This is a genomic window from Leifsonia sp. L25 (assembly GCF_050632895.1).
The window spans coordinates 571251-586267 of record NZ_JBODRZ010000003.1; the positions used below are offsets into that span (position 1 = coordinate 571251).

Annotated in this window: 11 protein-coding genes and 1 pseudogene; all 12 read right to left on the reverse strand. The window is 71.2% G+C overall.

Annotation, left to right across the window (positions count from 1 at the left end):
* Nucleotides 1-54: 54 nt before the first annotated feature.
* Entirely contained in the window at nt 55-600 is a 546-nt protein-coding gene (locus ACRAWC_RS06675; protein ID WP_431347035.1) for a hypothetical protein, read from the reverse strand.
* A 51-nt stretch (nt 601-651) separates the two neighbouring features.
* On the reverse strand, nt 652-2517 hold the full coding sequence (locus ACRAWC_RS06680) for a DUF4012 domain-containing protein (RefSeq protein WP_431347036.1): 1866 nt from the start codon (nt 2515-2517) through the stop codon (nt 652-654).
* 66 nt (nt 2518-2583) lie between these two features.
* A complete protein-coding gene (locus ACRAWC_RS06685; protein ID WP_431347037.1) occupies nt 2584-3891 on the reverse strand; it encodes a UDP-glucose dehydrogenase family protein in 1308 nt (435 codons plus the stop codon).
* Entirely contained in the window at nt 3891-4565 is a 675-nt protein-coding gene (locus tag ACRAWC_RS06690) for a thymidine kinase (RefSeq protein WP_431347038.1), read from the reverse strand. Before ACRAWC_RS06690 ends, ACRAWC_RS06685 begins: the two co-directional genes overlap by 1 nt.
* A gap of 28 nt (nt 4566-4593) precedes the next feature.
* On the reverse strand, nt 4594-5274 hold the full coding sequence (locus ACRAWC_RS06695; RefSeq protein ID WP_431347039.1) for a response regulator transcription factor: 681 nt from the start codon (nt 5272-5274) through the stop codon (nt 4594-4596).
* On the reverse strand, nt 5271-6482 hold the full coding sequence (locus ACRAWC_RS06700) for a hypothetical protein (protein ID WP_431347040.1): 1212 nt from the start codon (nt 6480-6482) through the stop codon (nt 5271-5273). The genes ACRAWC_RS06695 and ACRAWC_RS06700 overlap by 4 nt, the downstream gene beginning before the upstream one ends.
* Nucleotides 6479-7855, reverse strand: a complete 1377-nt coding sequence (locus tag ACRAWC_RS06705; protein WP_431349378.1) for an ATP-binding protein — start codon at nt 7853-7855, stop codon at nt 6479-6481. The genes ACRAWC_RS06700 and ACRAWC_RS06705 overlap by 4 nt, the downstream gene beginning before the upstream one ends.
* A gap of 91 nt (nt 7856-7946) precedes the next feature.
* Nucleotides 7947-9014: pseudogene (locus tag ACRAWC_RS06710) on the reverse strand (Rv2578c family radical SAM protein); the annotation flags it as partial.
* A gap of 31 nt (nt 9015-9045) precedes the next feature.
* The gene (locus tag ACRAWC_RS06715; RefSeq protein WP_431347041.1) at nt 9046-10680 is read right to left on the reverse strand and encodes an ABC-F family ATP-binding cassette domain-containing protein; all 1635 of its coding nucleotides are present in this window, start codon (nt 10678-10680) and stop codon (nt 9046-9048) included.
* A gap of 256 nt (nt 10681-10936) precedes the next feature.
* Nucleotides 10937-12439, reverse strand: coding sequence for a malate:quinone oxidoreductase (locus tag ACRAWC_RS06720; RefSeq protein WP_431347042.1), 1503 nt, complete (start codon nt 12437-12439; stop codon nt 10937-10939).
* 84 nt (nt 12440-12523) lie between these two features.
* Entirely contained in the window at nt 12524-13597 is a 1074-nt protein-coding gene (locus tag ACRAWC_RS06725) for an aspartate-semialdehyde dehydrogenase (RefSeq protein WP_431347043.1), read from the reverse strand.
* Nucleotides 13598-13694: 97 nt separating this feature from the next.
* Nucleotides 13695-14981: an aspartate kinase gene (locus ACRAWC_RS06730; protein WP_431349379.1), complete on the reverse strand. Its 1287-nt coding sequence runs from the start codon at nt 14979-14981 to the stop codon at nt 13695-13697.
* Nucleotides 14982-15017: the final 36 nt, after the last annotated feature.

The following is a 15017-nucleotide window of genomic DNA, read 5'->3' on the forward strand; positions in this document are numbered from 1 at the left end:
CGCTGCCGCCCTCCCGCCATTCCGGCGGACCCGTCCGGGACGGGTCCGGTCAGGTCAGGACGACCGCACCTTCCGCATCCAGGCTGCCACCGCGACGCTCACCAGGCCGATGATCAGGAGGCCGCCGCCGGCCCAGATCGACCACTCGGCGATCACGGAGCCGGTGTCGGCGAGGCCGGAGCTGCCCGGGTCGTTGATGGTCGACGAGGTCGCGTCGGCCGGCGTCACCGTGAGCGACGCGGAGCAGACGTGGCCGCTCGTGGCGCCGGTGCCGGTGATCGTGTAGACGCCCGTCGCGTCGGACGGGAGGGTCACCTTGAGCACGTCGCTGCCGTCCGAGTTGGAGTGCTTGCTGAACGTCACCGAACTCGCCATGACGATGCCGGAGCCGTTCGAGCCGCTGCCGACCCAGGTGATGGTCTCCCCGCCCGCCCAGGTGCCCGGGATGCACGTCAGAGTGGCGGTGTGTCCGGCCTGCGTCACGCTCACGTCGAACGTGCACGGCGCACCGCTCGGGTACGGCACGGCGTTCGCGGCCGCGGGCGCCGAAAGCAGCAGCGCCGCGGTGACGGCTGCCGCCGCCAGGATCTTCTTCAACATTCGGGTACGCCTTCCCTCGCCCGGCCAGTCGTCGGGTTTAATGAATAATTCTCATTTTACTGCCGAGGCGCACGGGACGGCAATCCTCGAGACCGCGGGGCGTGCCCCCACATCGGGGGTGGACCCGTCCCCTTTGAGGGTCGGGGTGACGTCGACCGTCAGGCCGGGAGCCCACTGCACGGTGCCGAGGAACTCCACGTCCACCGTCTTCGACTCGCCCGGCACGAGCTGCACCTCCACGACCGCGACCGGGCGCCCGCCGTCTGTGCCCGCGATGGACGGGATGTCCGCACCCTTGCTCTTGACCGACGCGAGAAGCCCCTGATCGGGTCCGTAGAACGCGATCCGCGTCTTGATATCGCCGGGCGGGACCCCGTAGCTGCCGGCACCGGTGACGTACGCCGGAAGCGCGGTCGCGGCGTTCGCGGGCGCGCTGTTGGTCAGAGTGACCTCCAGCATCGAGGTCACCTTCCCGTCGGCACGGCACACCGCGGCTCCCGCGGCCACCGAGGTCCGGAGGTAGTAGTCCATCTTCGAGCCGGTCGCGTCGTTGAAGTAGACGCCGAGGGCGGCCGTCTCCGGTGTGGACACCGGCAGGGCGCCGGCGAGCGTCGTGGTCTGCAGGATCGACTGCTCCGACGGGTGCGAGCTCCAGATCTGGATGCGGTTCGAGGTCCCGGAGGCGGCGAGCGCCTTCACCAGCGCCGTACCGTCGACCCCGCCCATCACGCGGTCGAACACGGCTGAGGCCGCCTTGGTGAAGAAGGCGTCCTGCTTCTGCGGGGCGTCGGGATAGCGCGCGTAGATTCCGCTGAGGAGGAGCGGCACGGCGTTCGCGGAGGTCAGCACGTCCCCGGTCGGCAGCGCGACCGGCCCCGTCGCCTTCAGCATCGCGCTCAGGACGACCGGGTCGACGGTGATGACGCCGTCGACGGCCCCGCCGTGCGTGCGCACCCACATCGCCGCGGCCGTCCGCGCCGCGAGAGGGAAGTCGGGGGTGTAGTTGACGTCCTGGAGGTACCGGCCGACCAAGGGGCCGTAGAGGCCGGAGGTCGCGGCCGGCACGTCGGAGACGGGCGTCGGCCACGGACCGATGGAGGTCCCCGCCACTTCGGTGGACAGGGTCGCCGCCCCCTTGTCGGCGTTCACGAGCGCGATCGAGCCGATGAGACCGCCTGTGGCACGGAGCTCGGCGGGGTTCTGCGCGACGATCAGGTACGAACGGGGTCCGTCCGCGCCGAGCATCCCGGGCAGGAGCCGCACGGTGTTGCCGACGGCCTGCAGGTCGGGGGCGACCTCCGACATCAGGGAGCGCATCTTGGCGACGGCGGAGCCGATCGGACTGATCACACTGCTCCGGTCGATGGAGCCGATGTCGGTCCGGGCCGAGTCGAAGGCTGTCTCCGCCCTGGCCATGACGGGCTGGGCGGCCACGATGGGCGCGAGGTCCAGCCTGCCGCCCGCCAGCCGCAGGGTGCGCGGGTCCACCGCGCCCGCGATCGAGACGAGCGGCTTGATGACGTCGGAGGCCACGGTGTCGGTGGCCCGGGAGACCGTGCTCACCGCGGACAGGTTCGCGCCCGCCCACGGGATGCCCTGCGCGAGCTGCCATACGGGGTCGCTGGTGAGCGACATCGCGGCGTGCGCGTGCTTCTGCAGATCGGCGGCGGCCGACGCGGCCTGGGCGGGGTCGCCCGCCGCAACGGCGGCGCGGACGGCTTTCACGTCCGGCACGGCGGCGTTGAGCTCCTGCTGGGCGAGGAACCCCCGCACGCCGATCCACGCGACCGCGAGGAACGCCAGGACGGCGACGATGATCAGGACGAGGATGACGACGTCACGGCGGCGCAGGCGCGGCCCGGAGGGCGGAGCCGCGGGTCGCGGCGGCGCGTCGTGGTGCGAGAGACCAGTCGCCATGACACAAAGGTAACAAATCCTCAGTTTTTTGAGGAGCCCTCGCGGGCATCTCCCCGGCGAACGGAGTCAGCGCCCGAGTCCGCGGAACTGCCACCCCGCGGCGCGCCACCGCTCCGCGTCGAGCGCGTTGCGGCCGTCGATGACCCGGCGATGGGAGACCAGCGCGCCCAGCTCCTCCGGGTCGAGCCCGGTGAACTCCGGCCACTCGGTGATCAGCACGACGATGTCCGCGTCAGCGGCGGCCTCGGCGGCCGTCTCGACGTACGCGAGCTGCGGAGCGCGGCGGCGCGCGTTCGCGTTGGCCTCCGGATCGGTCGCGGTGACGATCGCCCCGCCGTCGGCGAGCCGCACGGCGATGTCCAGTGCCGGGGAGTCGCGGATGTCATCCGAGTGCGGCTTGAAAGCCAGCCCCAGCACGGCGACCCGCGCGCCGTCGAGGCCGCCGGTCTCCTCGCGCACCAGCTCGACCACGCGCTCGCGGCGGCGCAGGTTGATCTTGTCCACCTCGTCCAGGAACCGCACCGCGTCGCCACGGCCGAGCTCCCGGGCGCGGGCGCTGAACGCGCGGATGTCCTTCGGCAGGCAGCCGCCGCCGAAGCCGACGCCGGCGTTGAGGAAGCGCCGGCCGATCCGCGCGTCGTGACCGATCGCGTCCGCGAGCTGCGTCACATCGGCGCCGCTGGCCTCGGCGATCTCCGCCATCGCGTTGATGAACGAGATCTTCGTGGCCAGGAACGCGTTCGCCGCGACCTTCACCAACTCCGCGGTCGCGTAGTCGGTCACGATGACCGGTGTTCCGTTCGCCACCGCGCCGGCGTACACCTCGTCGAGGATGCGCGCGGCGCGCGCGCCCTGCTCGCCCTCGGGCACGCCGTAGACGAGCCGGTCCGGGCTCACGGTGTCCTTGACGGCGAAGCCCTCACGGAGGAACTCCGGGTTCCAGGCGAGCGTCGCGCCGGGTACGCGTTCGGCGACGAGCTCCGCGAGCCGGGAGGCGGTGCCGACCGGGACGGTGCTCTTGCCGACGATCACATCGCCGGGCTTGACGTGGGCCAGCAGCGAGTCGAAAGCGGCGTCCACGAACCGGAGGTCGGCGGCGTCGCCCTCCGCGGACTGCGGAGTGCCGACGGCGACGAAGTGCACGTCGGCATCGGCGATCGCGGCGAAGTCGGTGGTGAAGCGCAGCCGCCCGCTGGCGGTGGCAGTGGCGAGAACGTCCGGGAGGCCGGGCTCGAAGAACGGCGCGCGCGCCTCCGAGAGGGCGGCGATCCTCGCTTCATCCACGTCGACGCCGACGACGGTGTGGCCGAGGTCGGCCATGGCTGCGGCGTGGACGGCACCGAGGTAGCCGACGCCGATGACGGAGATGCGCATCAGGTGAAGTCCGGGTCCGGTTCGCTGTCGTAGACGGTGGGGGAGGTCGCGGGCCAGTGCCGGCGGCCGTTGTTCAGCACGCCCCGGCTCTCGTCCAGATAGCAGTTGCCGCAGAGCGCCTCGTAGCTGACCGAGGCGCCGTCGATGGCGACCTGGTCACCGTCGAAGACGAAGACACCGTCGACCTTGCGCGCGTTGAAGATCGCCTTGCGGCCGCAGCGGCAGATGGTCTTCAGCTCCTCGAGGCTGTGCGCCACCTCCAGGAGGCGCCGGCTGCCGGGGAAAGCGACCGTCTGGAAGTCGGTGCGGATGCCGTAGGCGAGCACCGGCACGTCGTCGAGCAGCGCGATCCGGAGCAGGTCGTCGATCTGCGCCTCGGTGAGGAACTGCGCCTCGTCCACGAGCAGCGCGCTCACGTCGCGGCCGTGGCGCTTGAGCGTGCGCTCGCGGTGCTGCTGGAAGCGCCCGTACGCGTCGGTCTCCGGCGCGATCAGGAAATCGACCTGGCGGGTCACCCCGAGCCGCGACAGGATTCCCATGTCGCCCTTGGTGTCGATCGCCGGCTTGGCGAGCAGCACGCGATGACCGCGCTCCTCGTAGTTGTACGCAGCCTGCAGCATGGCGGTGCTCTTGCCGCTGTTCATAGCGCCGTAGCGGAAATACAGTTTTGCCACGGAGCAATCCTATGCGGGCGCCGGAGGCTCAGGTGAGGTAGCCGTCCTCCGCGGCGCGGCGGATGAGGTCGGCACGCGAGCTCGTCGGCCTGCCGACCTTGCCGTACTTCTCGCGGACGCGGCGCAGATACGTCTTCGCAGTCTCGTACTGAACGTTCATCGCGCGGGCCACCTCGGAGGTCGTGCGGCCGTCCGCGTAGAGCACGAGCGCCTGCCGCTCGCCATCGCTGAGCTTGGGGCGGGAGGCCTCGGGGACGGTCGGACGCGGACGCCAGGCAAGTGCCGGCTCTCTCTGCCCTGGCGCGCTGTCGCGACCCATCGCGGCGAGCGCCGCGGCGATCAGCTCGGCCATCGGCTGGGTCTTCGTGACGTACGCGACCGCGCCGGCGGCCAGCGCGGCGTCGCGGTCCTCCTGCGTGTCCACGGCGCTCAGCACGACCACCTTCGCACCGGCCGCGCGGCACGTGCGAACGCGCGCGCCGATCGACACGGACTCGCGGAGCTGGAGGTCCATGATGACCAGGTCGGTCGGGAACGCGTCGCTGTGGACGAGCTCCAGCCAGCTCCCGGCGCGCACGACGAGGTCGAAGTCGGGGGCGTTCCGCTCGATCCAGGCGGCGAGGGTGTCGAGGAGGATCTCGTGGTCGTCGAGGATGGCGAGCCGGATCGGAGTCGCAGTGGATCCGGGATGTGCCGTGCTGATACTCATGGTGCTCGCCTCTCAGGATAGGCGAAGCGGACGATGAGCCCGCCTGCGCGAACGCGCATCGACGCCACCATCGACACCGACTGCAGCGCGCTGAGGTAAGGGACGAGCGCGGAGCGGAGTTCGCGCCGCGGCTCGTCGACCCGGGCGGTGAGGAGGAAGACCGGTGCACCGGGCTGCGCCACCGTCACGGCCAGGCTGTCGACGGCGAGTCCGGGGAGGGCGGCGACGGTCCCGATGAGTGCGCCGACGACCGCGCGCTGCTCCTCGCTCAACACTTGCTCGAGCTGGTCGGGGTCATTCACCCGGCCGCCGTGGCCCGCCCCCGCCCCGGCGCCTCGGCGCGTGAGCGCGAGCGCTACCGTTTCGGCCAGCCAGCTCCGTTCGAGAGCCTCCACCGCGGAGGCCCGGAGTTGCTCGGCGATGCTGCGCGCGTGCCGCCTGTCCTCCTCGGTGATGACGCCGCGTGCGGCCAGCGCGGTCAGGAATGGGACCGCCTCGGCGTTCAGCGCCGTGGCGCGCTCCTGCGCGATCATCCGCGCGGCGACCTGCCGCAGTTCGGCATCGAGCCGGAGCTGCCCCGCCTGGGCGACTTCCCGCCAGCGGAGCGTCTCGCCGGTCATGGTCCAGGCGTAACCGGCGCCGCCCGACGCGAGAGCGAGCACCGGTGTCGCGGCGATGCTCGCATACACGAGCGGGTGGTTGGAGATGAGCAGCGACGACCCCTGCACCGCGGCCAGCCCACCGAGCACGAGGGCCGCGAGCGCGGCGACCGTGAGCACTTCGGCGACCGGGCGGTAGAGCGGCATCGCCATCAGCAGCAGCGCAACGGCGATCTGCCCCCAGTCGTCCTGGATGCGCTGGTTGTGGCCCCAGACCGCCGCGTCGAAAAGGCAGCCGCCGACGAGTGCGACGCCGACGATCGCGAGATGCGACCACAGCCCGAGCGGCGCGAGGCCGGGGTGCGTGCGGATGGTCGCGACGACGACGGCGACGAGCAGCACGACGACAGCCCAGACCGCGAGGGCGGGACTGCGCAACTGGGCGTGGTGCTGGAAGGTGGAGAACACCGCGTAGGCCACGGCGACGACGCTGAGCAGCGGCACCAGGAGCCACGCGGACTGGACGCCGAGCGGGTCCAGCCGCTGCGGCGTGCGCTCGACCGGCAGCGACCGGTAGTGGACGATCGTCTCGGACAGCACCTGGCTCATGCGCCCTCCGCGACCGGGAGCGTCATGATGACGGTCGTCCCGACGTCCTCGGCGGAGTAGACGGTGACAGTCCCGCCGACCTTGCTGATGCGGTCGTGCACCGACTGGCGCAACCCCAGACGGTCGCTGCCCGGCGCCCCGGCCGCCGCGAAGCCGCGACCGCCGTCGACGACCATGACCGACACGGAGGTCCTGCCGCTGGAGAACGCGACCTCGGCGGTCGCGCTGCCCGAGTGGCGCAATACGTTGACCAGGCACTGGCGGACGGCGAGGCCGACTGCACGGCGCGCGTCGGGGGCCAGCAGGGCGACCGCTTCCCGTTCCCCGGACACGTCGATGGCGAGGCCTTCGTCGCGCGCGTCCTCGATGGCCCGGCGCAGCTCGCTGTCGTACCAGGGGTCCTCGTCGGCCGGCGCGCGGTCGTCGGAGGGCAGCCCGGCGCCGCCGAGCCGATGGAGATCGGACTCGATGCGCTGCCGGAGCCGCGCGGGGAGCTCCCCGGCTCCGTGGCGGCGACCGCGAGCAGCTCGCTGAGCACGGTGTCGTGGAGGTCGGCCGTCGACTCCGCCAGCAGCTCGCGCCGCAGGTCGACGAGCCGGGCGTCGCGGACCGCTCGGTGGATGGCGCCCTGCGTCCGCGAGCGCGCGCCCCGGGTGAGCCCGTCGAAGGCGAGGACGCCGACCAGCAGCAGATAGGCGCTCAACGAGATCGCGTCGGGCCGGAAGTCGCGCCCGGCCGCGGTCGCCGCGAGGAGGACGGCGGCCTCCGCGAGCGCGAACCCGAGCGTGGCCCACAGCACGCCGAGCAGGGAGCCTGTCCCGGTTCCGCCGACGAGGGTCATCGCGACGACGGGGAGGGCGACGACGAGGAGGTCGGTGTTCTGATACTCCGGCGTGCTGACGAAGAGCACGTAGACGTAGAAGTAGGTGCAGACCGCGCCCACCAGCAGGTAGACGACCGTGAGCAGGACGGTGCGTCCATTCGACAGCAGGACCAGCAGCGCGATCATGGGCAGCAGGACGAGCGTGCTGATCCAGGAGGCCGCGCCGGTGGCGCCGCCGACCGTCGAGACCGCGACGTTGACCGCCGCCATCTCCAGACAGACCAGCGCGGTCCAGCGGGCCGCGGTGGCCAGGGCGCGGGAGTTCGCCGCCCTGGAGAGGTGGCTGGGAAGGCCGAGCGACACCGCACTCCTTCGGCGCAAGGGGGACCGACGGGGGAGGCGCCGGTGGGATACCGCGCGTCGGCGGCCTCCCAGTGGGGATTATGGCAGCGTTCCCGCCCGCTGTGTACCCCGGCGGGACGGCGCGCTGTACCCCCGGCGACGCGGTGGCCGCTCCGCGCCGCGACACGCAGTGGCCGATCGCGCGCACCCCGCTCAGAAGAGGGTCGGCTGAACCCCCAGCGACACCAGCGCCGATTCCGGCGCGATCTCCTCCGGCGCGACCCGGTCTGCGGGGCCGCCTCCGGGCGCGCCGCGCTCCAACGCCCCGCGCTCCACCGCCCGGCGCTCACCCTCGCCGTCGCGCAGCATCCCGAGCGCCGACGACCGCACTCCCCGGTCAGCGGATCCTCCTGCCCGCGCTCGAGCCGGTGCGCTCGGATGAGCGGCTTGATCCGCGCCGCCAGCCACGCGCGGTACTCCTTGGGCGCGTAGGTGCCGCGGCCGTACATGCTGCGATACTTCGGCAGCAGCTCCGGATGCTCCCGGCCGAGCCACAGGTAGTACCACTCTTTGACCCCGGGCTTCAGGTGCAGCGCGGTGTAGAGCACGCTGGTGGCTCCGGCCTCCTTCGCCTGGCGCAGTGCCTCATCGAGGTGCGCGCGCGTGTCGGTGAGATACGGGAGGATCGGCATCAGGAAGACACCGCAATCGAGGCCGTGCTCGCGGACTGCGGTGACGGTCGCAAGGCGCGCCTTGGTCGTAGGCGTTCCCGGCTCGACCGATTGCTGCAGCTCGTCGTCGTAGACCGCGATCGACATCGCCAGGTCGACGGGGACCCGCTTCGCCGCCTCGGCCAGCCGGTCGAGGTCGCGCCGGAGCAGCGATCCCTTGGTGAGGATGCTGAACGGCGTGCCCGAGTCGGCCAGCGCGTCGATGATGCCGGGCATCAGCGCGTAGCGCCCCTCCGCCCGCTGATACGGATCGGTATTGGTGCCGAGCGCGACCGGGTGATGCCCCCAGCTCGGCTTCGTCAGCTCTTTGCGCAGGACGTCGGCCACATTGACCTTGACGATGATCTCCTGGTCGAAGTCTTTGCCCTGGTCAAGTTCCAGATAGCTGTGCGTGGGACGGGCGAAGCAGTACACGCAGGCGTGCGAGCAGCCGCGGTAGGGATTGATCGTCCAGCCGAAGGGCATCGGCCCTCCCCCGCCCGGGATCTTGTTGAGCGCCGACTTGGCGAGGATCTCGTGGAAGGTGATGTTCGCGAACTCCGGCGTGCGCACCGACCGCACCAGGTTGTTCAGCCGGGCGAGACCGGGCAGGGCCGACGGCGTCTCCACCGTCAGCTCCTGCCCGCTCCACCTCATGGAACTATTCGAACATACGTTCGAATGATCGTCAAGCGCCGTGCGGTGTGGCGCTCCGCAGGGACACCACCTCCCCGGACCAGCGCTCGCGCAGCCACCGGTCGTGGCTCGCCACCACGACCGCGCCCGGATACCCGCCGAGGGCCGCCTCCAGCTCGGTCGCGAGGGTGAGCGAGAGGTGGTTGGTCGGCTCGTCGAGCAGGAACACGTGCGGCGGCCGGGCCATGATGAGCGCAAGCGCGAGCCGCCGCTGCTGCCCCACGGACAGCGAGCCGACCTCCCGGTCGAGGTCGCGCGGCGCGATCAGGCCGAGCCCCGAGAGCGGGACCGACTCCGCGCGCCGCTCGCCCAGCGCCAGCTCGTAGATCCGGCGCGGGGTCTGCGTCGGGTCCGCGAAGCGCACGTCCTGTTCGAGGAGCTCCACCCGCAGTCCGCGCCGGCGCTGCACCGTGCCGACGAGCGGGACGATCCGCCCGGCGAGCACCGAGAGCAGCGTCGATTTGCCCGCGCCGTTCGCGCCGGTGACGAGCACGCGCGACTGCGACTCCACCGCGAACCGGTCGAGCCTCAGCCGCCCCGGGACGTGGAGGTCGTCCGCCTGCAGCAGCGACCCGCCCTCCCCGCTCACGGCCTGGAACCCCGCCGGGATCCCGGCGAAGCCGAGCGGCTTCGGCGGCTTGCGCACCTGCGTGCGGGTCAGCTCGTCGAGCCGGCCGTCCGCATTGCGCACGCGCCGGCTGATCTGCCGGTCCAGGGTGTTGCCCTTGTACGACTTCACGAACTTGTCGTTGTCGCGCACCTTGCCCGACCAGGCGATGGAGCGCGCGGTCACGTCGACCGCGTGCATGAGCTCCTTCAGCTCGGCCTGCTCGTCGGCGTACTGCTTCTCCCAGCGGTGCCGCTCCGCCGCCTTCTCGGCGAGGTACGCGCTGTAGCCGCCGCCGAAGACCGTGGTGCCGGAGCGGGTCGGGTCCAGATCGAGGAGGCCGGTGGCCGCCGAGTCGAGGAACGCGCGGTCGTGGCTCGCGAAGAGCACCGGACCGTGCCAGCCGAGGAGCTGCCCCTCCAGGAACGCCGCTGCCGCGTCGTCCAGGTGGTTCGTCGGCTCGTCGAGCAGCAGCGCTTCCGGCCGGCCGAGCAGCAGCGCGGCCAGCGCGAACCGGCTGCGCTGGCCTCCTGAGACCTCGTCCAGCCGCCGGGCCAGCGGGATGGCGCCGACACCGAGCCCGTCGAGGAGGGCGTCCCGACGCGCGTCGATCGACCACACCTCGGCGAACTCGGCCGCCGCGAGGGCGGCGTCGTACCGCGCGTGCGCGGCCGGGTCGTCGCCGGCGAGCGCGGCAGCGGCGGCCTCGAGCTCGTGCTCGATGGCGCGAACCTCGGCGAGGGCGTCTTCGATCAGCGTCGCGAGTGTGTCGTCGGGCCGGAAGCGGACTTCCTGCCAGAGGAAGCCCGCCCGCTTGGGCCGCGAGACCACCCCGGTGTCCGGGGCCTCGGCCCCGGCGAGGACCCGCAACAGCGTCGACTTTCCCGCGCCGTTCTCGCCGATCAGGCCGACGCGGGCGCCGGGAGGCACGGTGAGGGAGACATCCGAGAGGACGCGCCGGTCGCCGTAGCGGACGGACACACCGTCGGCGCGCAGTGGGGTGAGAGTGAGTGTTGGCAAAGCGAACCACCTTCCGGGCGCTCCATCACGGAGCAGGCTCCCGCCGGGCGGACTTCCGTCACGAGTGCGCCGGAGCGCCCGGTGCTGGATGACCAGGCGGCGCAGGACCTATGGGTCGCTCGCTCGTTCGACGGCGCCTCGGGCGCGGGACGAGAAGAGGTTCTACTTCATAGCGTGGACGACGATAACAGGTCGCGGGCACGGCTGTCCAGCCGATCCGTACCGCCGGGTACGGATCGGCTGCGGATGCCCGGGATCAGGCCCGGACGACCTGACCGGCGGGGCTTTCCGCCAGGTCGAGCACCGACGCGGTCTCGGCGAGCACGCGCGCGGCCTCCGTGGGCCGGTCGTTGAGCGTCGTGCCGACCGTCGGGATGAGCTGCTTCAACGTCGGCAGCCAGCCGGCGTAACGGTCGGGGAAGCACTGCTTCAGCAGGTCGACCATGATCGGCACGGCGGTCGAGGCGCCCGGGGACGCGCCGAGGAGGCCGGCGATCGAGCCGTCGGCGGAGGCGATGACCTCGGTGCCGAACTGCAGCACGCCGCCCTTCTTCGGGTCCTTCTTCATCACCTGGACGCGCTGGCCGGCGGTGATGAGCTCCCAGTCCTCCGACTTCGCGGTGGGCATGAACTCCTGCAGCGCCCTCATCTTCTTCTCGCGGTTGGCGAGAACCTCGCCGACCAGGTACTTGATGAGGTCGAAGTTGTCGCGCGCGACCGCGAGCATCGGGCCGAGGTTGCCGGCGCGGACCGAGCCGGGCAGGTCCCACCAGCTCCCGCTCTTGAGGAACTTGGGGCTGAAGCCCGCGTAGGGGCCGAACAGCAGGGAGGTCTCGCCGTCCACGACGCGCGTGTCGAGGTGCGGGACCGACATCGGCGGAGCGCCGACCGCGGCCTTGCCGTAGACCTTCGCCTGGTGCTGCGCGACGATCTTCGGGTTGGAGGTGCGGAGGAACTGGCCGGAGATGGGGAAGCCGCCGAAGCCCTTGATCTCGGGGATGCCGGACTTCTGGAGCAGGTGCAGGGCGCCGCCGCCGGCTCCGACGAAGACGAAGCGCGCGAGCGCCTCGTGCGGAGTGTGGCCGACCTCGTGCCGCACGCGGATCTTCCACAGCTTGTCGGGGGTGCGCTTGATGCTGAGAACCTTGTGGTTGAGCGCGAGGTCGGCACCGTTCGCGACCAGGTCGTCGACGAGCGCGCGGGTCAGCGCACCGAAGTCGACGTCGGTGCCCGCGGTCTGGCGGGTGGCCGCGATGCGCTGCTTGGCGTTGCGCTTCTTGGTGAGCAGCGGGGTCCACTCGCCGATGATCGCCGGGTCCTCCGAGTACTCCATGCCCTCGAAGAGCGGCTGGTCCTTGAGCGCCTCGTAGCGCTTGCGGAGGTAGCGGACGTTGTCACGGCCGCGCACGAACGTCATGTGCGGCGTCGCGTTGATGAAGGTGCGCGGGTCGGGCAGGTGGCCCTCGGCGACGAGGGAGGCCCAGTACTGCCGGCTGAGCTGGAACTGCTCGTTGATGCTGATGGCCTTGGCCGGGTCGACGCTGCCGTCGGCGGCCTCCGGCATGTAGTTGAGCTCGCAGAGGGCGGCGTGGCCCGTTCCTGCGTTGTTCCACGGGTTCGAGCTCTCCTGGGCCACCTCGCCGAGGGACTCGTAGATGCGGATGGTCCAGTCGGGCTGGACGCGCTGGATCATGGAGCCCAGCGTCGCGCTCATGATGCCGCCGCCGATCAGGACGACGTCGATGGGGTCAGTGCTCACCAGACAATCCTACGGTGAGTGCGGTCATCCCCTGTCGTCGCGCGGGGATCTGTCTCGATATCGAGACATCCCTCCGCCGAAGGGTCAGCGGGCGACGCGGTCGGCGAGGCGCTCGGCGACGAGCTCGGCGATCTGCACGGCGTTGAGCGCGGCGCCCTTGCGGAGGTTGTCGTTGCTGATGAACAGCGCGATGCCGCGGCCCTCCGGCGCGCCCTCGTCCGCGCGGATGCGGCCGACGTAGCTCGGGTCCTGGCCGGCGGCCTCCAGCGGGGTGGGGACGTCGGTGAGCTTCACGCCGGGGGCGTCCGACAGCAGCTCGGTGGCGCGCTCGGGGCTGAGCAGCGACGCGAACTCGGCGTTGATCGACAGCGAGTGGCCGGTGAACACCGGCACGCGCACGCAGGTGCCGCTCACGAGCAGTTCCGGGAGGCCGAGGATCTTCCGGCTCTCGTTGCGGAGCTTCTTCTCCTCGTCGGTCTCGTTGAACCCGTCCTCGACGATCGACCCCGCCAGCGGGATCACGTCGAACGCGATCGGGCGGACGTACTTGACCGGTGCGGGCATGGCCACAGCCGAACCGTCGTGCACGAGCTGGAGCAGGTTCTCGTCGGCGACCGCGGTCCGGATCTGGCCGGCCAGCTCCTCGGCGCCCGCGAGGCCGGAGCCGGAGACGGCCTGGTAGGTGCTCACGATGAGCCGCTGGAGGCCGGCCTCCTCGTGCAGGACCTTCAGCACGGGCATGGCAGCCATCGTGGTGCAGTTGGGGTTCGCGATGATGCCCTTGCGCGCGTCGTCGATCGCCTCCGGGTTCACTTCGGAGACCACGAGCGGCACGTCCGGGTCCATCCGCCAGCCGCTGGAGTTGTCGATGACGATGGCGCCGGCCTCGGCGAATCGAGGCGCGTGCGCCTTGGAGCCGGTGGCGCCGGCCGAGAACAGGGCGATGTCGATGCCGGAGACGTCGGCGGTCTCCACGTCCTCGACCGTGATCTCCTCGCCGCGGAACGGCAGCTTCGTGCCCGCCGAGCGGGATGAGGCGAAGAAGCGGATGCTCGCCACCGGGAACTCGCGCTCCTCGAGAAGCTGGCGCATCACGCCGCCGACCTGGCCGGTGGCGCCGACGACGGCGATGTCAAGGCCGGGAGTGGTCTCGCTCATGGTGTTGTCCTTCGAGGTCGTGGTCTGAAGAGGGGAACGGGATGGCGTCGGCTGCCATTCCCGCGAGCGGCGGATGCGGCTCAGCGGCGGATGCGGCTCAGCGGCCGGTGCCGGCGTAGACGATCGCCTTCTCGTCGCCGTCGAGCCCGAAGGCGGTGTGCACGACGCGGGCGGCCTCCGCCACGGTGTCGGCGCGGGTCACGACCGAGATGCGGATCTCGCTGGTGGAGATCATCTCGATGTTGATACCGGCCTCGTACAACGCCTCGAAGAGCTTGGCCGAGACGCCCGAGTTGGTGCGCATCCCGGCGCCGACGAGCGCGAGCTTGCCGATCTGGTCGTCGTACTGGAGGGCCTGGTAGCCGACCTCGTCGCGCTCGCTGCTCAGCGCGGTCAGCACGCGCTGACCCTCCGACTTGGGAAGGGTGAACGAGATGTCGGTGAGGCTGGTCGCCGCAGCGGACACGTTCTGGACGATCATGTCGACGTTGGCGTTGGCCTTCGCGACGATCTTGAAGATCTGCGCCGCCTTGCCGGGGACGTCGGGCACCCCGACGACGGTGATCTTCGCCTCGCTCAGATCGGTGGCGACTCCGGAGATGATCGGCTCTTCCACGGTTCCATCCTTCTTCGCGGCTTCGGCCGCTGCTGCTTCGTTGAGGACGTACGTGCCCACCCGGTTCGAGAACGAGGAGCGCACGTGCAGGGTCACGTTGTGGCGGCGGGCGTACTCGACCGCGCGGATGTGCAGGACCTTGGCGCCGGCGGCCGCGAGCTCCAGCATCTCTTCGCTGGTGATGCGGTCGATCTTGCGCGCGAGGGGGACCTGGCGGGGGTCGGAGGTGAACACGCCGTCGACGTCGGTGTAGATCTCGCAGACCTCGGCGCTGAGCGCGGCGGCGAGGGCGACGGCGGTGGTGTCGGAGCCGCCGCGGCCGAGGGTCGTGATGTCGCGGGTGTCGCGGCTGAAGCCCTGGAACCCGGCGACGATCGCGATCGCGCCCTCGTCCAGCGCCTCCTTGATGCGGCCGGGTGTGACGTCCACGATGCGGGCGGCGCCGTGCTGGGCGTCGGTGATCATGCCGGCCTGGCTGCCCGTGAAGGAGCGCGCGTCGTAGCCCATGCTCTTGATGGACATCGCGAGCAGCGCCATCGAGATGCGCTCGCCCGCCGTGAGCAGCATGTCCAGCTCGCGCGGTGCGGGGATCGGCGTGACCTCGTGGGCCAGGTCGACCAGCTCGTCGGTGGTATCGCCCATCGCGGAGACGGCGACGACGACCTCGTTGCCCGCCTTGCGCGTCTCGACGATGCGTTTGGCGACGCGCTTGATGCTCTCGGCGTCGGCGACGGACGAGCCGCCGTATTTCTGAACGATCAGGGCCACAGGCACTCCAGAACTCACGGAAGCACCCATTCTACC